The organism is Cupriavidus sp. KB_39, from assembly GCF_052114485.1.
Lineage (GTDB): Bacteria > Pseudomonadota > Gammaproteobacteria > Burkholderiales > Burkholderiaceae > Cupriavidus.
This window is the reverse complement of record NZ_JBFREV010000004.1, coordinates 166864-187181: the sequence shown is the minus strand read 5'-3', so window position 1 is coordinate 187181 and position 20318 is coordinate 166864. Positions and strand designations below refer to the sequence as shown.

Sequence of the window (20318 nt, the reverse complement as noted above, 5' to 3'; positions counted from 1 at the left end):
GCATGCGGAACCAAACATGCGGACGGGCGGTCACAGAATGCGCTTCGCGACACCCGGTGGGTCCCGATTCGTAGGTAAAATACAACGTTTGTCGTGACGACAAAACCAAGAGATACACTGCAGGTGAACCATTCGTGAGCGAACGCGAAGCCGATCAGCTTCTAGTTGAACGCGTCCAGCAGGGCGACAAACGAGCCTTTGAGTTGCTGGTGGCCAAATACCACCGCAAGATCATCCGGCTCATTTCGCGCCTTGTCCGCGATCCCGCTGAAGTGGAGGATGTGGCGCAGGATGCCTTTATCAAGGCATACCGCGCGCTTCCCCAGTTCCGGGGCGAATCCGCCTTCTACACGTGGCTGTACCGCATCGCCGTCAACACCGCCAAGAACTACCTGGCCACGCAGGGCCGCCGCCCGGAGGCGTCCAGCGATATTGACGCCGAAGAGGCTGAAACTTTTGCAGACGGCGAGCAACTAAGGGATATCAATACGCCGGAGTCCATGCTCCACACGCGTCAGGTGGCCGAGACGGTCAACCGCGCGATGGAGGCGCTGCCGGAGGAATTGCGTACCGCCATCACCCTGCGCGAAATCGAGGGCCTCAGCTATGAGGAAATCGCCGAAGCCATGGGTTGCCCGATCGGCACCGTGCGGTCACGGATCTTCCGCGCCCGCGAGGCGATTGCCGACAAGTTGCGCCCCCTGCTGGGAACAGCCGAGGGCAAGCGGTGGTAGAGGTAGCAAGTTGAAGAATGTCGTGCAGCCAGCGTTGCAGCCAATTCCTGCATCGATAAACGACAAGCAGCAGTACGGGATTTATCGGTGTTCAATGGAATTTCTTGGGGTGGGAAATGGGTCAGGCTCATAAGCAGTCGGTTCATGTAGTGGAAGCATCGGAGCAAATCTCCGTTTTGATGGATGGCGAGCTGGCGCCGAACGAAGTGGACGCCGTGCTGGGTCTCGCGAAGAGCGACACCGGCATGACGGACTGGACCGTCTACCAGCTGATCGGTGACACGCTGCGTTCGGAAGAGCTGACGCACGCTGGATCGACCGATGCGTTTCTTTCCCGATTCTCCGCACGCCTGGAAGCCGAGCCCCATGTGCTCGTGCCCGCCGTGGCTGCCGCTGGCCGTCAACGCCTGCTGGTGCGCCCGTCGTGGGTGCGCCGCGTGATGCCGGGCACGGCCATCGCCGCCGCTGTGGCGGCCGTGAGCTGGGTTGTGGTGCCGCAGATGCGTGGTCCGGGTGATATCGGTACGCCCGATGCCGTCGTGGCCCGCGTCGAGCAATCCGCCACGCCGGCCAAGGCCGGTTCGATCGTGACCGTGGCTGCTGACAGCGCCCAGATGATTCGCGATCCGCGCCTTGACGAATACCTGCGTGCCCATCGCACGTCGGTCGCGACCGAAGCCTTTGTGCCGACCATGCGCACAGTGGCGAATGGCGCAAACTTCTCACAGGAAAATTCGCAGGAATAATGCCGGACATGCATAAAGGAATGTCGCTCGCCGACGTAGCGGGCGTACACAGAAGGAAGGGCCTGCGCAGGTCCTTTTTTCTGGCCTTGTGTCTGACCGCTGCCGCCGCAACGGCGCAGCCGTCTGACAATACGCTGAACCGACGCGACGCCACGGCGTGGCTCAACAAGATCCACCGTGCCGCCCAGCGCGAGAATTATGTCGGCACGCTGATCTATCAGCGGGGCAGCGTCATGCATGCGTCGCGAATCCAGCATTACAGCGATCTCGTCCACAACGAGTACGAACGCCTGGAAACGCTCGACGGCAAACCGCGCGAGGTGCTGCGCCAGAACGACGTCGTGCACAGCCTGATTCCGGAAGCCAAGCTCGTGGTCGTGGAGAAACAGGAGGCGAAGGACCGCTTCCCGGCGCTGCTCGCCACCAACAAGAGCGATGTGCTCGAGCTGTACGACATGCGCAAGCTGCCCGGCGAGCGCGTGGCGGGCGTCGAGTGCGAGGTGTTCTCGCTCGAACCGCACGACGCCGCGCGCTACGCGGTGCGCCTGTGGGCCGACAAGGGCTCGGGTCTGCTGATGCGCGCCCAGACCATCGGCGAGGGCGGCAAGGTGCTCGAGCAGGTGGCGTTCTCGCAGGTCGATATCGGCGTGCCGTCGGACAAGCAACGCATCCTGTCCGCCATCAAGAGTTCGCAGTCGTGGAACCGCTACGAAGTCACCTACCAGCCGGCCAATGTGGCCGACGAGGGGTGGATCATCGGTTCGCCGCTCAAGGGTTTCCAGAAGATCCGCGAAGTGCGCCGCCCGCTGGGCGATTTGCGCCCGCCCGCCCAGGGCAGCAAGCCGGGGCAGGTCTTCGAGGTGCTTCAGATCGTCTACAGCGACGGTCTGACCGGGTTGTCGATCTTTATCGAACCCGTATCGGAACAACGCGCACGCCGAGAAGGCGTGGCTTCGCTCGGCGCCACGCAGGTCGTGGTGCGCCGCGTGGCTGACTACTGGATCACGGTGGTGGGCGAGGTGCCGGCCGCCACGGTCAGGCAGTTCGCCGCCGGCGTGGAGTACCGCCCGCCCAAGACGGTACACTGAGCGCATGAGCGCGCTGGCGCCGGGGCAGCGAACCCCGGGCCGGCCGCTTGGTGCAGGCCAGTAGCGCTTGAAGTTCCGCCTTGCGGGGTCGATCGGCTCCGACGTCCGGCAAGGCATCCGTTTCTCGCTGATCTCCCGGGAGTTGTCGATGATTTCCAAATCCCCAGCCCTGGTGCGAACCATGGTCATGGCTGCCATGCTCGTGCTGGGTCCGGCTGTTGCCCAGGTGGGGCATGCCCAGGCGGCTGCCTCGAACTACAACCTGCCCGATTTCACCGACCTGGTGGAGAAGGCCAGCCCGGCCGTCGTCAACATCCGGACCACCGAGCGCATCCGCTCGCGTGGTGGCAATTCGCCCGAAGACGACGAGATGGCCGAGTTCTTCCGYCGCTTCTTCGGCGTGCCGATGCCGGGCGCACCGGGTGGGCCGACCCCGCCGCGCCGTGGCCAGCCGCCGCAGGGCGAGGAACAGAGCCGTGGCGTAGGGTCCGGCTTCATCATCAGCCAGGATGGCTACGTGATGACCAACGCCCACGTGGTGGCGGACGCCGAGACCATCTATGTGACGCTCCCCGACAAGCGCGAATTCAAGGCCAAGCTGATCGGCTCCGACCGCCGCACCGACGTGGCCCTGATCAAGGTGGAAGCGAACAACCTGCCGCGGCTGCCGCTTGGCGATTCGGACAAGATCCGCCCGGGTGAGTGGGTGCTCGCCATCGGCTCGCCGTTCGGGCTCGACAACAGCGTGACCGCCGGTATCGTTTCGGCCAAGGGCCGCGACACGGGCGACTACCTGCCGTTCATCCAGACCGACGTGGCCGTGAACCCCGGTAATTCGGGCGGGCCGCTGATCAATCTGCGCGGCGAAGTGATCGGCATCAATTCGCAGATCTATAGCCGTAGCGGCGGCTACATGGGCATTTCGTTCGCGATTCCGATCGACGAAGCGATGCGCGTGTCAGAGCAGCTTAAGTCGTCCGGCAAGGTGACCCGTGGCCGGATCGCCGTRGCCATCGGCGATGTGACCAAGGAAGTGGCGGACTCGCTGGGCCTGGGCCGTGCGCGTGGCGCACTGGTCGGCAGCGTGGAGCCGGGCGGACCGGCCGAGAAGGCTGGCATTGAGGCGGGCGACATCATCCTGAAGTTCAACGGCCGCGACATCGAAAAGGCGTCGGACCTGCCGCGCATGGTCGGCGACACCAAGCCGGGCACCCGTGTGCCGCTGCAGGTGTGGCGCAAGGGGCAGACGCGTGACGTTTCCGTGACGGTGACCGAACTCGAGCCGGACAATGCCCGTGCCGTGGCGCGCCGGGGCGACAAGCGGGGCGGTAGCGCGGACGAAGCCGCGCCGGCCGCCAAGCCGAACGCGCTGGGGATGATCGTCACCGACATAGCCGAGACCAAGCTCAAGGAGCTGAAGATCAAGTCCGGCGTGGAAGTGGAGGCGGCAGACGGCCCGGCGGCACGTGCCGGCATCCGTCCGGGCGATATCATCCTGCGCCTGGGCGACGCCGACGTGACCAACGCGCGCCAGTTCAACGACATGGTGAAGGCGCTGGACAAGAACAAGATGGCGGCCGTGTTCGTGCGCCGTGGCGACGCTACCCAGGTGCTGACGCTGCGCCCGAGTCAGGCGCGGTAAGACGGTCCGGGGGAGTCCCCTGGCCAGAACCACCCATCGCGCCGGACTCGATGTCCGGCGCGATGTGTTTTCAGGTGCGCGATACGCCATTTTCGGGCGCCTGCACGGAAAGTGCCGATCACGGTTCCGACACCATTTACCGCGCCGGAAGTCCTTGAAAATCCGGTAAAATCGCGGATTGGCGCACGCATTGCGCCCCACCTTATTTATGCTCCCGCGCCCCCGTCCCACCTGGCGCGCCGGCGCTCCCCAGAACGCTAGATGGACCACATTCGTAATTTCTCGATCATTGCCCACATCGACCATGGGAAATCGACCCTGGCCGACCGAATCATTCAACGGTGTGGCGGGCTGTCCGATCGCGAGATGGAAGCGCAGGTGCTCGACTCGATGGACATCGAGAAGGAGCGCGGCATCACCATCAAGGCCCAGACCGCGGCGCTTAGCTACAAGGCGCGCGATGGCCAGGTCTACAACCTCAACCTGATCGACACCCCGGGGCACGTGGACTTCAGCTACGAAGTCAGCCGCTCGCTGTCCGCCTGCGAAGGCGCGCTGCTGGTGGTGGATGCCTCGCAGGGCGTGGAAGCCCAGACTGTGGCCAACTGCTACACGGCCATCGAACTGGGCGTGGAAGTGGTGCCCGTGCTCAACAAGATCGACCTGCCGCAGGCGGACCCCGCCAATGCGATCCAGGAAATCGAGGACGTGATCGGCATTGACGCCCACGACGCCACGCCGTGCTCGGCCAAGACCGGCCAGGGCGTGGAAGACGTGATCGAGGCGATGATTGCCAAGGTGCCGCCGCCCAAGGGCGACCCCGCGGCCCCGCTGCAGGCGCTGATCATCGACTCCTGGTTCGACAATTACGTCGGCGTGGTCATGCTGGTGCGCGTGGTCAATGGGACGCTGCGCCCGAAGGACAAGGTCCTGCTGATGGCCACGGGCGCGCAGCATCTGGTGGAGCAGGTGGGCGTGTTCTCGCCGAAGTCGATGCCGCGCGAGTCGCTCTCTGCGGGGCAGGTRGGCTTCGTGATCGCGGGCATCAAGGAACTGAAGGCGGCCAAGGTGGGCGATACCATTACCACCATGGCGCGCAAGGCGACCGAGCCGCTGCCGGGCTTCAAGGAAGTCAAGCCACAGGTGTTCGCCGGCCTGTATCCGGTGGAATCGAACCAGTACGAGGCGTTGCGCGAATCGCTCGAGAAGCTGCGCCTGAACGACGCCTCGCTGCAATACGAGCCGGAAGTGTCCCAGGCGCTGGGCTTCGGCTTCCGCTGCGGCTTCCTGGGCCTGCTGCACATGGAAATCGTGCAGGAACGCCTCGAGCGCGAGTTCGACATGGACCTGATCACCACCGCGCCGACGGTGGTCTACCAGGTGCAGATGCGCGACGGCACGGTGCTGACCGTGGAAAATCCGGCCAAGATGCCCGATCCGAGTCGGATCGAGGCGATCCTGGAACCGATCGTCACGGTCAACCTGTACATGCCGCAGGACTACGTTGGCTCCGTGATCACGCTCTGCACGCAGAAGCGCGGCTCGCAGATCAACATGAGCTACCACGGCAAGCAGGTGCAGCTGACCTACGAGATCCCGATGGCCGAGATCGTGATGGACTTCTTCGATCGGCTGAAGTCGGTGTCGCGCGGCTATGCGTCGATGGATTACGAGTTCAAGGAATATCGCCCATCGGACGTGGTGAAGGTGGACATCCTGATCAACAGCGACAAGGTCGACGCGCTGTCCGTGATCGTGCACCGCTCGAACTCGCAATATCGCGGGCGCGAGGTGGCTGCCAAGATGCGCGAAATCATCCCGCGCCAGATGTACGACGTGGCTATCCAGGCGGCGATCGGGGCGAACATCATCGCCCGCGAGAACGTGAAGGCGCTGCGCAAGAACGTGCTGGCCAAGTGCTACGGCGGCGACATCTCGCGGAAGAAGAAGCTGCTGGAGAAGCAGAAGGCGGGCAAGAAGCGCATGAAGCAGGTGGGCACCGTGGAGATCCCGCAGGAGGCTTTCCTGGCGATCCTGCAGGTGGACGACAAGTAAGCCGCAGGCCAGCGCCAAGTCCGCTGGCTGGGTGACAAGACGATCTTCTAAAAAATCAACGCCAAGCCGTCATGAATTTTGCACTGATCCTTTTTGTGCTGGTGGTCATTACAGGCATTGCCTGGGTTGCCGACAAGCTGGTCTTCGAGCGCCAGCGCCGTAGCGTGGCGCATCTGGCCCTGGCCGAGTTCGACGCGCGCCGCGGCGACATGCAGGCGGTGCACGGTAGCACCGAGCTGGACGCCTCGCGCGCCCGGCTGGCCGAGGAAAAGCTGCGCCAGCCGTGGTGGCTCGAGTACTCGGCGAGCTTCTTCCCGGTCATCCTGGCGGTGTTCGTGCTTCGTTCCTTCGTGGTGGAGCCCTTCAAGATCCCGTCCGGCTCGATGATCCCGACGCTGCTGATCGGCGACTTCATCCTCGTCAACAAGTACGACTACGGCATCCGCCTGCCGGTGGTGAACAAGAAGGTCCTCGACGTTGGCACGCCGCAGCGCGGTGACGTGATGGTGTTCCGCTACCCGAAGGACGAGTCGCTCGACTACATCAAGCGCGTGGTAGGGGTGCCCGGCGACATGGTGCGCTACGAGAACAAGAAGCTGACCGTGAACGGCAAGCCGGCCGAGTACAGCGCCTTGCCCGACTACCTCGACGAGGAGCGGCTGTCCTATTCGAAGCATTTCACCGAGACGCTGCCGGGCGGCGTGGCGCATGGCATCCTGAACGATGCCGACCGTCCGGCGTTCGTGGCGGGCGCGGATCCCGATTTCCCGTTCCGCGAGAACTGCACTTACAATCAGCAGGGGCTGACGTGTAAAGTGCCGGAAGGGCACTATTTCGTCATGGGCGACAACCGTGACAACAGCCTGGATTCACGTTACTGGGGCTTCGTCCCGGACAAGAACGTCGTAGGCAAGGCGTTCGTGATCTGGATGAACCTCGGCAATTTTGGGCGCGTGGGGTCGTTCAAGTAACGGTCGGACGCCTCGCGCAGCGCAAATACACTCAAAAAACGAGGGAAGCGCAAAATGGGTCAGAAGTTGGGTTTTTCGGGGAAGAGGGGAAATATCCGCGTGGGTGTGCTTGAAAGATCACGTGGATTTTCGTTGGGGTCGTTGCTGATCGTCATCATTATCGTGATTGCGGTGGTGCTGCCGGCGGTAAAGGCGATTCCCAGCATGCTCGAATACTTCTCGGTCAAGCGGGCAGTGAATTACGCGAAGGATCGGTCGGTCAACCGCAAGGATGTGGCGGCCAACTTCGACAAGCAGGCCCAGATCGATCGCATCGAGGCGCTCAAGGGCGACGATCTCGACGTGATCGAGGACGAAGCCGGCAGGATACGCAGCATTGGTTTTTCGTACCGGACCGAGATTCCCGTCTATGGTCCGATGAGTCTATTGATTACCTATTCGGGAACGCAGTAACGACATGATCCTCGACGCCTTGCAGCAACGTCTCGGCTACCGATTCAGCAAGCCCGAATTGCTGCAGCAGGCGCTCACCCATCGCAGTCATAGCGCCCATCACAACGAGCGCCTGGAATTTCTGGGCGACTCGGTGCTGAACTGCGCCGTGGCCGACATGCTCTACGGCATGTTCGGCAAGCTCGATGAGGGCGATCTTTCCCGCGTGCGCGCCAACCTGGTCAAGCAGCAGGCGCTGTACGAGATCGCCCAGATGCTCCAGCTCTCCGACGCCCTGCGCCTGGGCGAGGGCGAGTTGAAGAGCGGCGGCTTCCGCCGTCCGTCGATTCTGGCGGATGCGCTGGAGGCCATTGTCGGCGCAGTGTTCCTCGATGCCGGCTTTGACGCCGCGCGGGCGCTGATCCGCAAGCTGTATATCCCCATTCTGGAGCAGGTGGACCCCCGTACGCTGGGGAAGGACGCCAAGACCCTGCTCCAGGAGTATCTGCAGGGCCACAAGATCGCCCTGCCGCAGTACAACGTCATCGCCACACACGGTGCCGCACACAGCCAGCAGTTTGAAGTCGAATGCACCGTGCCTAAACTGGAGGTGCGCGTGTTCGGCACCGGCGCCTCGCGCCGTGCGGCCGAGCAGGCGGCGGCCAAGCTCGCGCTGGATGAGGTGCAGAAGCTCGTGCCCCAGCTGCTCAAGCGCAGCCGGGCCGAGCGCACGGGCAAGACCCGCAAGCAGCCGGTGCCACCGGATCCCCAGTTGTCTCTCAGGTTGAAGGAATGACCGAATCTACCCCTCCGCAGCAGGACGCCCAGGCACCCTCGGATGCCAAGGCGTTCCGCTGCGGCACGGTGGCCATTGTTGGCCGCCCCAACGTGGGCAAGTCCACGTTGATGAATGCACTTGTCGGCCAGAAGGTCAGCATCACGTCCCGCAAGGCGCAAACCACGCGCCATCGCATCGTCGGTATCCAGACCACCGATGACGCGCAGTTCGTTTTCGTCGATACGCCAGGCTTCCAGACCCGCCACGCCAGCGCGCTGAACCGCTCGCTGAACCGCGCAGTCACGTCCACGCTGTCTACGGTGGATCTGGTGCTGTTCGTCGTGGAAGCCGGCTATTTCAGCGCCGATGACGAGAAGGTGCTGTCGTTGCTGCCGAAGAACGTGCCGGTGCTACTGGTCACCAACAAGCTCGATCGCCTGGGCGAGAACCGCGCCGAGGTGATGATGCCGTTCCTGGAAAAGATGGGACAGCTGTTCCCGTTCCGGGAAGTGGTGCCGATGTCGGCGAAGACGCACGATCACATCACGCGGCTGCTGGCCATCATCCGTCCGTACCTGCTCGAAGGCGAGCCGATGTACGACGCCGATGCGATGACCGACCGCAGCGAGCGCTTCCTGGCCTCGGAAATCATCCGCGAGAAGGTCTTCCGCTGGACTGGCGATGAGCTGCCGTACACGAGCACCGTGATCATCGACAAGTTCGAGACCGAAGGCCGGCTGCGCCGCGTGTTTGCGACGATCCTGGTCGAGCGCGACGCGCACAAGGCCATGATCATCGGCAACAAGGGTGCCAAGCTCAAGCAGATCTCCACCGAGGCGCGCCTCGACATGGAGAAGCTGTTCGACGGCAAGGTCTACCTGGAGATGTGGATCAAGGTCAAGAGCGGCTGGGCCGACAACGAAGCCGGACTGCGGGCCTACGGCTACGAGTGAGCAAGATGCCTGACGCGCCCCGAGCCGCGCCCAGGCGCGCGCGGAGCGCCGATCCCATCGCCGAGGAGGCCGCCGAACTGCTGGARGTGCAGGGCGGTACCGGGCTGTCCCCGGCCGTGGCCGCCGGCCGCGAGATGATGGACCGGGCCATGCGGATCGTGCCCGCGCGCACCGAGCTRCGCGTGACCAACGAGTCCGGCTTCGTGCTCCACGCCTATCCCTATCGTGAGACCAGTCTCATTCTGGACGTCTTCACGCGCGACCACGGCCGCATGGCCATGGTGGCGAAGGGCGCCAAGCGGCCGCATTCGGCGCTGCGCTCGGTGCTTCAGCACTTCCATCCGATTTCGCTCTCCTGGACCGGCCGCGGCGAGGTCAAGACGCTGACTAAGGCCGAATACATGGGCGGCATGCTTCCGCTGGCCGGCGATGCGCTGCTATCGGGCTTCTATCTCAACGAATTGCTATTGCGCTTCTGCCCGCGCGAGGATGCACATCCGGCGCTGTTCAAGCACTACATGATCACGCTGACGCGGCTCGCGCATGGTGAGCCGGCCAGTCTGGTGCTACGCAGCTTCGAGCGCGTGTTGCTGCAGGAGACCGGGTTCGCGGTGGCGTTCGACCAGTGCGTGAGCACCGGGGAGCCGGTGCAACCGGGCCTCGACTACGTGTATCACCCCGAACGCGGCGTGCGCCGCGCGCAGCCGAGCGATCCGTCGAGTTGGCCCGTGGTGTCCGGCCAGACCTTGCTGGACATGGGGCGGGACGACTACGGCCGCGCCCAGACCGCCACACAAAGCCGCGCCCTGATGCGTTTCCTGCTGCATTATTATCTGCAGGGTGCGCCGCTGAAAACGCGGCAAATCCTTATCGACCTGCAATTTCTGTAAAGCCATGATTTTTCACGCGAATCCCGGCGTCATCGACCTTGGCGTCAACATCGACCACGTGGCCACGCTGCGGAATGCGCGCGGCACCGCCTACCCTGACCCGATCGAGGCCGCCCTCCAGGCGGAAATCGCCGGCGCAGACGTGATTACGCTGCACCTGCGCGAGGATCGCCGCCATATCCGCGACGCGGACGTGCGCGCACTGCGCCCGAAGCTCGCCACCCGGATGAACCTGGAGTGCGCAATCACACGCGAAATGCTCGATATCGCCTGCGAAATCCGTCCGCAGGACGTCTGCCTCGTACCTGAGAAGCGCGAGGAAGTGACTACCGAAGGCGGTCTCGACGTCGCCGGCCATTTCGAGCAGGTCAGCGCTGCCTGCCGGCAACTGGCGGATGCGGGCATCCGCGTCTCGCTGTTTATCGATCCTGATCCGGACCAGATCGCGGCCGCGGCCGCGTGCAAGGCGCCGGTCATCGAGATCCACACCGGCCGCTACGCCGACGCCCATACGCCCGAGGAGCAGGCGGCGGAATTTCGTCGTGTGTCCGAAGGCGTGGACGCAGGCATCCGCCAGGGCCTCGTCGTCAATGCCGGCCACGGCCTGCATTACACCAATGTGCAACAGATCGCGGCACTGCCCGGCATCAAGGAGCTGAACATCGGCCATGCGATCGTTGCGCATGCGGTGTTCGTCGGTTGGCAGAACGCGGTGCGCGAGATGAAGGCCATCATGGTGGCCGCGCGCCTGGGCACCCGCTATCCCGTGCCGGGACAGGCGGCGTGATCTACGGCATCGGCACCGACATYATCCAGATCGATCGCGTGCAGGGCGTGATGGAGCGCACGCGCGGCCGTTTCGCGGAGAAGGTGCTCGGCCCGCGTGAGCTGAAGGTCTATCACGCGCGCAAGGCGCGCTCGGAGAAGCGCGGGCTGGCCTTCCTGGCCACGCGCTTCGCGGCCAAGGAGGCGTTCTCGAAGGCCATCGGCCTGGGGATGCGCTGGCCGATGACGTGGCGCGCCATGGAACTGCTGAACCTGCCGTCGGGCGAGCCCACGCCGCAATGCACCGGTGAGCTGGCCGACTGGGTGCAGGAACGCGGGCTGACCATCCGGGTCAGTGTCAGTGACGAACACGAGTACGCGGTGGCGTTCGCCATCGCGGAGCGGGGCGGCCAGCCGGCCGACACCGCATCCTGAACCTACGCAGCCTGAACTCAAGATATTCCTATGATCAAGAAAGTTTCCGGCAAGCATCCGGGCCCGGTGGTGCTCGACGTGGTTGGCAAGCAGCTCGACGCCGAGGACATGCGTCGCATCGCCCATCCGCTGACGGGCGGCGTGATCCTGTTCGCACGGAATTTCGAGTCGCGCGCCCAGTTGACCGCGTTGACGCGGGCGATTCGCGCGGTGCGCGAGGACGTGCTGATCTGCATCGATCATGAAGGCGGCCGCGTGCAGCGCGCCAAGACCGATGGCTTCACGCACCTGCCGGCGATGGCAAAACTCGGCGAATTGTGGGATCGCGATGTGATGACGGCCACCAAGGTCGCCATCGCGTGCGGCTACGTGCTGGCCGCCGAACTGCGCGCGTGCGACATCGACCTGAGCTTCACGCCGGTGCTCGATCTCGACCATGGCCGCAGCGCCGTGATCGGCGACCGCGCGTTCCACGCCGATCCACGCGTGGTGACGATGCTGGCCAACCATCTCACGCACGGCCTGCTGCTGGCTGGCATGAGCAACTGCGGCAAGCATTTCCCGGGTCATGGCTTCGTCGAGGCTGATTCGCACGTGGCCGTGCCGGTCGACGAGCGTGACGTCGAAGAGATTCTGGCCCTCGACGCGCGTCCGTATGACTGGATGGGCAATGCGCTGGCGTCCGTGATGCCCGCGCACGTGATCTATCCGAAGGTCGACCCGAACCCGGCCGGCTTCTCGCCGTTCTGGCTTCAGGATGTACTGCGTACGCGACTCGGCTTCGAGGGCGTGATCTTCAGCGACGACCTGAGCATGGAAGGCGCCAGCGTGGCCGGCACGGTGACCCAGGGCGCGCGAGCCGCGCTCGATGCGGGSTGCGACATGGTGCTGATCTGCAACCATCCGGAGCGCGCCGACCAGTTGCTGAAGGAACTGGACGATCTGAAGGGCGACAAGGTGTCGCAACGCCGCATCCGCAAGCTGTTCGGTCGCAAGCGTCCGCTGGACTGGAACAAACTGCAACAGGATGCCGACTATCGTGCCGCACTGCGCCTGCTGCGCGAGCATGACCTGATCGCCTGACACGTCGACGTCGGCGGGCAAAAACAAAAAGGGCAGCCGAAGCTGCCCTTTTTGCTGTCTCGCGGCGACGCCTTAGTTGGCGCGGCTGCGGTATTCGCCGGTACGCGTGTCGATTTCGATCTTGTCACCGATGTTGCAGAACAGCGGCACTTGCAGCTCGAACCCGGTGTTGATCTTGGCGCCCTTGAGCACCTTGCCCGACGACGTGTCGCCCTTGACGGCCGGTTCCGTGTAGATGATCTCGCGGACCAGCGTGGTCGGCATGTCCACCGAGATGGCCTTCTCGTTGTAGAACACCACTTCCACGTTCATGCCGTCTTCGAGGTAGTTCAGCGCGTCGCCCATGCTGTCCTGCTCGACTTCGAACTGGTTGTAGTCCGTGTCCATGAACACGTACATCGGGTCGGCGAAGTACGAGTAGGTGCATTCGCGGCGATCCAGCATCACCACTTCGAACTTGTCGTCAGCCTTGAACACCGACTCGCCCGGGGCGTCCGTCAGCAGGTTCTTGTACTTCATCTTGACGACGGCGGCGTTACGGCCCGACTTGTTGTACTCGGCCTTCTGCACGACCATCGGGTCGGAACCGATCATGAACACGTTGCCGACGCGGAGTTCTTGTGCGATCTTCATCTGAACTATCTTCCTGAAAAAAGTAATCCGGGGCGCTCATGACCCCGATTCGCGATATGCGGTATGGCGAAGGCGCGCGGCCGGCAGTTGCTCTTTTTGGCTCGCCATCATCAAAATCAACCYGTTATTTTACCCGATTTTCGCAAAAGRCCACCAGATTTGCCGCGAGGTCGCCCAAGTGCTGCAATTGCCGCTGCCAGCGGTCCATGGCCGTAGCGAGAGCRGGCAATTGTGCGTGGAACTGCGCCCAGTCGGGCGCGTGCGGGGTGGCGCCATGGCCGTTCCAGGCATGGCAAAAGGCGGTCATGGCCTGGGCAGCCTCCGACGAAACGCCGCACCGGCTGAATCGCTCGAGCCACGCATCGAGCTTCACATGGTGCGCCACGTCGTCCTGCGGGTAGATGTGCCAGACCATGGGCCGCGCGGCCCAGTGCGCGCGCACGCAGGAATCCTCGCCACGCACGAAGTTCACGTCGCAGGCCCAGAGCAGTTCGTCGTAGTTTTCCTGCCTCACGAACGGAATCACCTGGAGGGTCAGGTTGCCTTGCGTCAGCGAGGTGCCGGGGGCCACCTGCTCCGCCGGGGCGCCGAACCACGCGGCCGCCTGCTGCGCTGCCGGGCCTTGCGGCACCAGGCACTGCACGGGCGTGGCGCCGTCGCGCCATTGGGCCAGCAAGGCGGGTAGGGCGGGATTCGTATAGGCGAACAGGCTTACGCGCAACGCATCTGGCAGGGGTTGCGTGCCGAGCCGGTACCAGAGTGTCGATTGCGCGGCGCGGCTGGATAGGAAGGCATCGCGCTGCGCGCCCAGCATTGACTCCCGCAGCAGCCCGCCCGTGCCGTGCGCAAAGCCGGGGAAGAAGAAGTACTTCACGAGCGGCAGCTTCGGATGGGGCGAGGACAGCGCATGGTGCTCGCTGACCCATGCCTCGGCGCTCAGGTATTCCAGGTTGATCCATACCGGCGGGCGCGGCGCGGCGGCCATCGCGGCCAGGAAGGGCTCGGGCAGGTGGCAGGCGAACGCCTCGATGACGAGGTCGTGCGGCGGTAGCGGCTCGAACGGGGCACCGGGAGAGGCATCCCAGCGACGCACCTCCACACCGCCCAGGTGCTGGCAGGCGCGCGCCGGGTCGATCTCCGGCGCCAGCCGCGCGAAGCTGCCCAGGTCATCCACCCAGAGCCGCACCGCGTGGCCGTGCTCCTGTGAGAGTTGGCGCGCCAGGCGCCAGCAAACGCCGATATCGCCGAAGTTATCGACGACCGTGCAGAAGATGTCGCAGGATTGAATGGGCATGGCGGCGTCCCGTTCCGCGAGGGCACGCGGAAGATTTGCTCTAAACTTGCGATTCTAGAGCGAGGCCAGCCCCAGCGCGCCTTGCCGCCCAAACTTTCTTGTCCCCCGATGCCCGAGCAGGAACCGGTTTCCCCGAACGACGCTTCGAACGATGCACCCGCCGAGGTCCGCGTGGATCTCCCGGCCGAGGCCCCCGCCGACATCCCGGCATTCGACCCCCGGCAGATCCTGGCGCGGCTGCCCGGCCTGCCGGGCGTGTACCGCTATTTCGACGCCGACGGCAACGTGCTCTACGTGGGTAAGGCGCGCGACCTGAAAAAGCGTGTCTCGAGCTACTTCAACAAGACCCAGCTGTCGCCGCGCATCGCGATGATGGTGGGGAAAATCGCTCGCATCGATACCACGGTGGTCCGGACGGAGGCCGAGGCGCTGCTGCTTGAGAACAATCTCATCAAGGCACTCGCCCCGCGCTACAACATCCTGTTCCGCGACGACAAGTCTTATCCATTCCTCAAGCTGACCGGCCACAAGTTCCCGCGCATGGCCTACTACCGGGGGGCGACGGACCGCAAGCACCAGTACTTCGGCCCGTTCCCGAGTGCCTACGCGGTGCGCGAAAGCATGCAGATCCTGCAGAAGGTGTTCCAGCTGCGCACCTGCGAGGACACGGTGTTCAACAACCGCACCCGGCCTTGCCTGCTGCATCAGATTCATCGCTGCACGGCGCCGTGCGTGCAGGCGATCAGCGAGGAAGATTACGCGCGCGACGTGCATAACGCCGCGCGCTTCCTCCAGGGCCGCGAGACCGAGGTGCTCGATGGCCTCCAGGTCAAGATGGAAGAGCACGCGGTGCAACTGCGCTTCGAGCAGGCCGCCGCTGTGCGCGACCAGATCGCCGCGCTCTCCACGGTGCTCAAGCGGCAGGCTGTGGAGGAGGTGGGGCAGGCGCGCGACATCGACATTCTGTCCGTGGCCGTGCAGGGTGGGCGTGCGTGCGTGAATCTGGCGATGGTGCGCGGGGGCCGCCATCTTGGCGACAAAGCCTATTTCCCCGCGCATGCCGACGAAGCGGCGATGATCGTCGAAGATAGCGACGATGCCGGGGAGGGCGAAGGCGAGCAGGTGGTGCCGGAAGCCGGGCCGCTGTCCGTGGACCGCATCGCGGCCCGCGTGCTGTCGGCCTTCATGGTCCAGCACTATCTCGATCAGGCGCCGCCGCCGATCATCGTGGTGAGCCATCTGCCAGCCGATGCCGCGCTGGTGGAGGCCCTGTCGATGCAGGCAGGCCGCAAGATCGCGCTGGTGCGGCAGCCGCAGGGCCAGCGCAAGATCTGGCTCGAGATGGCGACGCAAGGCGCGGCGCTGGCGTTGGCGCGCCGGCTGGCGGAGCAGGGCAGCCAGGAGGCGCGCACGCGTGCGCTTGCCGAGACCATCGCCCTGGATATGGAAGACCTGACGATGCTCCGCATTGAGTGCTTCGACATCAGCCACACGGCGGGTGAGGCCACCCAGGCATCCTGCGTGGTGTTCCACCACCATGAGATGCAGAACAGCGAATATCGGCGCTACAACATCCAGGACATCACGCCCGGCGACGACTATGCGGCCATGCGTCAGGTGCTCACGCGCCGGTACCAGAAGCTGGTGGAGCAGATCCAGGAAGATGGCGGCGAGTTGGGCGGAGAAGGCGCCCCGGACGGCGTGCCGCGCATGCCGCGCGTAGTGCTGATCGACGGCGGCAAGGGGCAGGTCGAGGTGGCGCGCCAGGTGTTCGAGGAGCTTGGGCTCGACATCGGCCTGCTGGTCGGCGTGGCGAAGGGCGAAGGCCGCAAGGTGGGGCTGGAGACACTGGTCTTCGCCGATGGCCGCCCGTCGCTGGAACTGGGGCAGGGCAGCGCAGCGCTGATGCTCGTCGCCCAGATCCGCGACGAGGCCCACCGCTTTGCCATCACCGGCATGCGGGCGCGGCGCGCCAAGGCGCGCAACACGTCGCGGCTGGAGGAAATCGAGGGTGTGGGCGCGCGCCGGCGGCAAAAGCTGCTGACGCGTTTCGGCGGCCTGCGCGGCGTCATGGCTGCCAGCATCGACGAACTTGCCAGCGTGGAAGGCATCTCGCGCACCCTGGCCGAGGAGATCTACCGCCAGTTGCATTGACCGGCCCGCCCGGCCGGTTGCCAGCCATTTCAGCCCGAAACTGGCGGGTTCGGCTGGAAATCGGCGACAATCGCGGCATTCGCCTTCCAGACCATCGCCGGATCGGCCCGTTCCTTTTCCAACGCTCCGCCCATGCCCCTGAATATTCCCATCCTGCTGACCTGGCTTCGCGTGGCCATGATCCCTCTCGTGGTCGGGGTCTATTACCTGCCTGAAACCTGGTTGCCGATGCATACCAAGAACGTGACCGCGGCCGCGTTCTTCGTCATCGCCGCGGCGACGGACTGGCTGGATGGCTTCCTGGCGCGACGCTGGAACCAGACCTCGTCGTTCGGCGCGTTCCTGGACCCGGTGGCCGACAAGCTCATGGTGACCGCGGCGCTGCTGTCCCTGCTGGCGCTGGGCCGCGTGGCGGACCTGATCGCGCTGGTCATCATCGGACGTGAAATCACGATTTCCGCGCTGCGTGAATGGATGGCGCAGATCGGCGCGTCCAAGAGCGTCGCCGTGAATTTCCTCGGCAAGCTGAAGACCACGGTGCAGATGATTGCGATTCCGTTGCTGCTGTTCAACGACTCGCTGTTCGGCATCGATGCCTCGTTGCTCGGCGGCTGGATGATCTATCTGGCGGCGGTGCTCACGCTGTGGTCGATGTTCTATTACATGAAGCTGGCGTGGCCGCAGATCCGCGAGCGCAGCAATGTCACGGGTAGTGCGGGCGCGCAGAAGTAAAAGTGAAGCGTTGCGCGAAAAAGTCCTTGACGCCCCGGCCCCCTCTTTGCAATAATCTCGTTCTCGCTGCTGACGACGAAAGACGAAAGCAGCAAGATAAGCGGTACTTAGCGCGAAATACCAGCACAAAGCTGCGTGTTTAAAAGAAGTTGCGCGATAGTCTGCTTTTCTGTAAGATGCAGGGCCCTGCGGGAGTAGCTCAGTTGGTAGAGCGCAACCTTGCCAAGGTTGAGGTCGCGAGTTCGAGACTCGTCTCCCGCTCCAGGTTTAGTAAAGTTCGACAGCGTTATCGTCGGGCTGGTAGTGAAGTAGTAGAAAGTTTGTACGCGGGAGTAGCTCAGTTGGTAGAGCGCAACCTTGCCAAGGTTGAGGTCGCGAGTTCGAGACTCGTCTCCCGCTCCAATCCCAAAGGGAAGCGTGGCTTCCCTTTTTGTTTGACAGGATTGTCGTACAATCCTGCATCGTCACCTGGCGGGGTGGCAGAGTGGTTATGCAGCGGCCTGCAAAGCCGTGTACGCCGGTTCGATTCCGACCTCCGCCTCCAGTTTTACCGACGTTTCAAGCCTACGGCGCCCATTGTGGCGCCGTTTTGCGTTCTAGCCGTTCAGTTGTTCTAACCCCGGTATCGCAGCTCAGGCACACAGCACGGGTGCCGCGCCGCGCAGGTATTCGGTAAAGGCGAGCAGCCCCTGAGTCGGGAATTTGTCCTGATGCACGACCAGTTGCAGCGGCCGGATCACGCGCGGCAGGCCGGCGCGCAGCGGTACTAACTCACCGCGCGCGATTTCATCGCCGACGACATGCAGTGACAGGCAACTGACGCCAAATCCGCTCATGACGGCGCGCTTGATGGCTTCGGTGTTGCCTAGCTCCAGCGCAAAGCGCAGCGCGCCCAGGGCGGGCACGAGGCGCGATTCGATGATCTCGCGCGTGCCGGAGCCCGGCTCGCGCACGATCCAGTCGGCCTCGCGCAGCATGTCGTGCAGCAACTCGGGCTGCTCGGCCACCATCGCCAGCGGATGCGCCGGCCCCACGATCACCACCATCTCGTCATCGCACCAGTGCATGCTGCGTAAGTCCCGCTCATGGCTGGTCCCTTCGATCAGGCCGATATCGGCCTCGAACTTGAGGAGGGCGTGCAGCACGTCCTGCGTATTGCCGATGCGCATGTCCAGTTCGCACGGCCCGGTCTGCGCATTGCGGAACCCCGCCAGCAGGGCAGGGAGGATGTAGCTGCCGATGGTGTTACTGGCCGCGATGCGCAGCTGCACGCCGCCTTCCGAGGCAAATCGCTCGAGTTCGTGCGCCTGGTCGAGCAGGGACAGCGCGCGCGGAAAGAATTGGCGCCCGGTTTCGTTGATGCTCAGGCGGCGCGCTACGCGGTCGAACAAGGGGCCGTTCAGCGCACGTTCCAGTTCGGCCAGCGACGCGCTGACGGCCGACTGGGACATCGCGAGCGACTCGGCCGCGGCCGTGGTGCTGCCGTGCTGGGCCACGGCCACGAAGACCTGCAACTGGCGCAAGGTAAGGCGAAGCGGGCGTTGCTCCATGGCTTTATCGATAATAACGGTAAGTCATAACGATATTACCCGTTTTACTGGTCAAGGCGGCATGCGTACCCTTCAGGCAATCCCTAGAAGAACTGCTATGTCCACGACCCCTGCCACCCCGCTCACGCTCGCCCCCACCGGTTTCAACCTGTGGCGTATCCGTCTCGTCACTTTGCTGCCGCTGGGTGCCATTGCGGGCTTGGCGCTGGTGCTGGCCGATCATCCCGCCGTGTCCCAATACGGGCTGTCCGCGTTGACGCTGGCGATGTGCGCCGGCATGGTCGCGGCCAATACGATGCCGAAGCACTGGCTGACGCCCCTGGCACCGGGGATGCAGTTCGCGCGCCATCATCTGCTGCGGCTTGGCGTGGCGCTGTATGGCCTGCGCCTCACGTTCGGGGCGATCGCGGCATTGGGCCTGGGCGGCGTCGTGGTGCCGCTCGTGATGCTGGTGGCCACGCTGCTCTTCGGTACGTGGGTGGGATCGGCGTTTTTCGGCCTGAGCCGGCGCGAGGCCATCCTGGTGAGCGCGGGCAGCGCGGTATGCGGCGCGGCGGCGGCCATCGCGGTCTCGTCCGTGGTGCGTACCGATGACAAGCAGACGGCGGTGGCCGTGGCCACCGTGGTGCTGTTCGGCACGGTCGGCATGCTGCTCTATCCGTGGCTCTACGAGCTGGCGACGCAACACTGGCATCTCCCCGTGACGGAACGCGCGTTTGGCATTTTTACGGGTGCCACGCTGCATGAGGTGGCGCAGGTGATCGCCTCCGGCAAGATGGTGAGCGATGCCACCGCTGACGCCGCCGTGGTGGCCAAGATGGTCCGCGTGCTGGCGCTGGGTCCGTTGCTGTTGATCATGGCGCTGTGGCCGCGTGCAAGCGGTGGCGACGCGGGCGGCAACGGCCGTCGCAACTGGCGCGCGCTGCTGAAGTCCGTGCCGTGGTTCGCGCTCGGTTTCGTCGCGGTGATGGCGGTGAACTCTGCCGGCATGGTGCCGGGCGAGTGGAAGCCTGGCCTGGTCGCCCTGGACAACTGGCTGCTGGCCTGCGCGATGCTGGCCATCGGACTCCATACCCGAATCGGTGATCTGCTACGTGCAGGACGCAAGCCGCTGGCGCTCGCCGCGGTGCTGTTTGTCTTCCTGATGGTGGTCGGCGCGCTGCTGTGCGCGTGGCTCGTCTGAGCGCTGCGCTGCGCGGTRTAGCGCGATGGGWAGCGATATGGAGCGCGCTGGTGCGGCCGACGGGACTCGAACCCGTAAGCCCGTAAGAGCGGCAGATTTTAAGTCTGCTGAGTCTACCAATTTCTCCACGGCCGCACGGCAAGCCCGGTATTGTGGTGGCTTCGTCCGCAGGACGCAAGCCAACACGCGCCACTTCGCCA

The 20318-nt window shown here is 64.4% G+C and carries 19 protein-coding genes and 4 tRNA genes; 19 read left to right on the top strand and 4 right to left on the bottom strand.

What is annotated here, in order from left to right:
* Positions 1-134: 134 nt before the first annotated feature.
* The 13 genes from rpoE to nagZ all read left to right on the top strand — a co-directional run bounded on the left by rpoE (position 135) and on the right by nagZ (position 12572).
* Entirely contained in the window at positions 135-734 is a 600-nt protein-coding gene (gene rpoE, locus AB4Z27_RS04830; RefSeq protein WP_092290028.1) for an RNA polymerase sigma factor RpoE, read from the top strand.
* 116 nt (positions 735-850) lie between these two features.
* Positions 851-1480 (top strand): sigma-E factor negative regulatory protein, encoded by a 630-nt coding sequence (locus AB4Z27_RS04825; RefSeq protein WP_092290027.1) that lies wholly within the window; start codon positions 851-853, stop codon positions 1478-1480.
* An 8-nt stretch (positions 1481-1488) separates the two neighbouring features.
* Positions 1489-2568: a MucB/RseB C-terminal domain-containing protein gene (locus tag AB4Z27_RS04820; protein ID WP_092290849.1), complete on the top strand. Its 1080-nt coding sequence runs from the start codon at positions 1489-1491 to the stop codon at positions 2566-2568.
* 148 nt (positions 2569-2716) lie between these two features.
* The gene (locus AB4Z27_RS04815) at positions 2717-4210 is read left to right on the top strand and encodes a DegQ family serine endoprotease (RefSeq protein ID WP_092290847.1); all 1494 of its coding nucleotides are present in this window, start codon (positions 2717-2719) and stop codon (positions 4208-4210) included.
* Positions 4211-4471: 261 nt separating this feature from the next.
* Entirely contained in the window at positions 4472-6265 is a 1794-nt protein-coding gene (lepA, locus tag AB4Z27_RS04810; RefSeq protein ID WP_441590530.1) for a translation elongation factor 4, read from the top strand.
* Positions 6266-6336: 71 nt separating this feature from the next.
* A complete protein-coding gene (gene lepB, locus AB4Z27_RS04805; protein ID WP_092290018.1) occupies positions 6337-7236 on the top strand; it encodes a signal peptidase I in 900 nt (299 codons plus the stop codon).
* Between the two features lie 54 nt (positions 7237-7290).
* Complete coding sequence (locus AB4Z27_RS04800) at positions 7291-7689, top strand: DUF4845 domain-containing protein (protein WP_092290015.1); 399 nt, start codon at positions 7291-7293, stop codon at positions 7687-7689.
* Positions 7690-7693: 4 nt separating this feature from the next.
* A complete protein-coding gene (gene rnc, locus AB4Z27_RS04795; protein WP_092290014.1) occupies positions 7694-8464 on the top strand; it encodes a ribonuclease III in 771 nt (256 codons plus the stop codon).
* Positions 8461-9399: a GTPase Era gene (gene era / locus AB4Z27_RS04790; protein WP_092290013.1), complete on the top strand. Its 939-nt coding sequence runs from the start codon at positions 8461-8463 to the stop codon at positions 9397-9399. Before rnc ends, era begins: the two co-directional genes overlap by 4 nt.
* A gap of 5 nt (positions 9400-9404) precedes the next feature.
* Positions 9405-10289: a DNA repair protein RecO gene (gene recO, locus AB4Z27_RS04785; RefSeq protein WP_441643994.1), complete on the top strand. Its 885-nt coding sequence runs from the start codon at positions 9405-9407 to the stop codon at positions 10287-10289.
* Between the two features lie 4 nt (positions 10290-10293).
* The gene (gene pdxJ / locus AB4Z27_RS04780) at positions 10294-11076 is read left to right on the top strand and encodes a pyridoxine 5'-phosphate synthase (protein WP_092290012.1); all 783 of its coding nucleotides are present in this window, start codon (positions 10294-10296) and stop codon (positions 11074-11076) included.
* On the top strand, positions 11073-11489 hold the full coding sequence (gene acpS / locus AB4Z27_RS04775) for a holo-ACP synthase (protein WP_092290011.1): 417 nt from the start codon (positions 11073-11075) through the stop codon (positions 11487-11489). The genes pdxJ and acpS overlap by 4 nt, the downstream gene beginning before the upstream one ends.
* A 30-nt stretch (positions 11490-11519) precedes the next feature.
* Positions 11520-12572, top strand: coding sequence for a beta-N-acetylhexosaminidase (nagZ, locus tag AB4Z27_RS04770; protein WP_092290005.1), 1053 nt, complete (start codon positions 11520-11522; stop codon positions 12570-12572).
* A gap of 72 nt (positions 12573-12644) precedes the next feature.
* On the opposite strand, the gene efp is transcribed toward nagZ, so the two are convergent.
* Positions 12645-13205, bottom strand: a complete 561-nt coding sequence (gene efp, locus AB4Z27_RS04765; RefSeq protein WP_092290000.1) for an elongation factor P — start codon at positions 13203-13205, stop codon at positions 12645-12647.
* Positions 13206-13329: 124 nt separating this feature from the next.
* Complete coding sequence (gene earP / locus AB4Z27_RS04760) at positions 13330-14499, bottom strand: elongation factor P maturation arginine rhamnosyltransferase EarP (protein ID WP_441643993.1); 1170 nt, start codon at positions 14497-14499, stop codon at positions 13330-13332.
* A gap of 108 nt (positions 14500-14607) precedes the next feature.
* Here earP and uvrC point away from each other — a divergent pair, with 108 nt between their 5' ends.
* From uvrC to AB4Z27_RS04735, 5 genes are all read left to right on the top strand, one after another.
* Positions 14608-16653, top strand: coding sequence for an excinuclease ABC subunit UvrC (gene uvrC, locus AB4Z27_RS04755; RefSeq protein ID WP_441643992.1), 2046 nt, complete (start codon positions 14608-14610; stop codon positions 16651-16653).
* A 132-nt stretch (positions 16654-16785) separates the two neighbouring features.
* Positions 16786-17385, top strand: a complete 600-nt coding sequence (gene pgsA, locus AB4Z27_RS04750; protein ID WP_092289979.1) for a CDP-diacylglycerol--glycerol-3-phosphate 3-phosphatidyltransferase — start codon at positions 16786-16788, stop codon at positions 17383-17385.
* A gap of 188 nt (positions 17386-17573) precedes the next feature.
* Positions 17574-17649 (top strand) — tRNA-Gly (locus AB4Z27_RS04745).
* Between the two features lie 62 nt (positions 17650-17711).
* Positions 17712-17787 (top strand) — tRNA-Gly (locus AB4Z27_RS04740).
* A gap of 68 nt (positions 17788-17855) precedes the next feature.
* Positions 17856-17929, top strand: a tRNA-Cys gene (locus AB4Z27_RS04735).
* A gap of 88 nt (positions 17930-18017) precedes the next feature.
* Here AB4Z27_RS04735 and AB4Z27_RS04730 read toward each other — a convergent pair.
* Positions 18018-18935 (bottom strand): LysR family transcriptional regulator, encoded by a 918-nt coding sequence (locus AB4Z27_RS04730; RefSeq protein WP_092289977.1) that lies wholly within the window; start codon positions 18933-18935, stop codon positions 18018-18020.
* A gap of 97 nt (positions 18936-19032) precedes the next feature.
* Between AB4Z27_RS04730 and AB4Z27_RS04725 the strand changes: the two genes are divergently transcribed.
* Positions 19033-20118 carry a YeiH family protein gene (locus tag AB4Z27_RS04725; RefSeq protein WP_092289976.1) on the top strand — a complete coding sequence of 362 codons (1086 nt, stop codon included), beginning with the start codon at positions 19033-19035 and terminating at the stop codon, positions 20116-20118.
* A 48-nt stretch (positions 20119-20166) separates the two neighbouring features.
* Here the strand turns inward: AB4Z27_RS04725 and AB4Z27_RS04720 are convergent.
* A tRNA-Leu gene (locus AB4Z27_RS04720) sits at positions 20167-20253 on the bottom strand.
* Between the last annotated feature and the right edge of the window lie 65 nt (positions 20254-20318).

Excerpts from the sequence above, each read along its gene's own strand:
- AB4Z27_RS04825 (WP_092290027.1), top strand. The coding sequence starts at position 851 with ATGGGTCAGGCTCATAAGCAGTCGGTTCATGTAGTGGAAGCATCGGAG.
- AB4Z27_RS04820 (WP_092290849.1), top strand. The coding sequence starts at position 1,489 with ATGCATAAAGGAATGTCGCTCGCCGACGTAGCGGGCGTACACAGAAGG.
- lepB (WP_092290018.1), top strand. The coding sequence starts at position 6,337 with ATGAATTTTGCACTGATCCTTTTTGTGCTGGTGGTCATTACAGGCATT.
- AB4Z27_RS04800 (WP_092290015.1), top strand. The coding sequence starts at position 7,291 with ATGGGTCAGAAGTTGGGTTTTTCGGGGAAGAGGGGAAATATCCGCGTG.
- rnc (WP_092290014.1), top strand. The coding sequence starts at position 7,694 with ATGATCCTCGACGCCTTGCAGCAACGTCTCGGCTACCGATTCAGCAAG.
- era (WP_092290013.1), top strand. The coding sequence starts at position 8,461 with ATGACCGAATCTACCCCTCCGCAGCAGGACGCCCAGGCACCCTCGGAT.
- pdxJ (WP_092290012.1), top strand. The coding sequence starts at position 10,294 with ATGATTTTTCACGCGAATCCCGGCGTCATCGACCTTGGCGTCAACATC.
- efp (WP_092290000.1), bottom strand. The coding sequence starts at position 13,205 with ATGAAGATCGCACAAGAACTCCGCGTCGGCAACGTGTTCATGATCGGT.
- uvrC (WP_441643992.1), top strand. The coding sequence starts at position 14,608 with ATGCCCGAGCAGGAACCGGTTTCCCCGAACGACGCTTCGAACGATGCA.
- pgsA (WP_092289979.1), top strand. The coding sequence starts at position 16,786 with ATGCCCCTGAATATTCCCATCCTGCTGACCTGGCTTCGCGTGGCCATG.
- AB4Z27_RS04730 (WP_092289977.1), bottom strand. The coding sequence starts at position 18,935 with ATGGAGCAACGCCCGCTTCGCCTTACCTTGCGCCAGTTGCAGGTCTTC.
- AB4Z27_RS04725 (WP_092289976.1), top strand. The coding sequence starts at position 19,033 with ATGTCCACGACCCCTGCCACCCCGCTCACGCTCGCCCCCACCGGTTTC.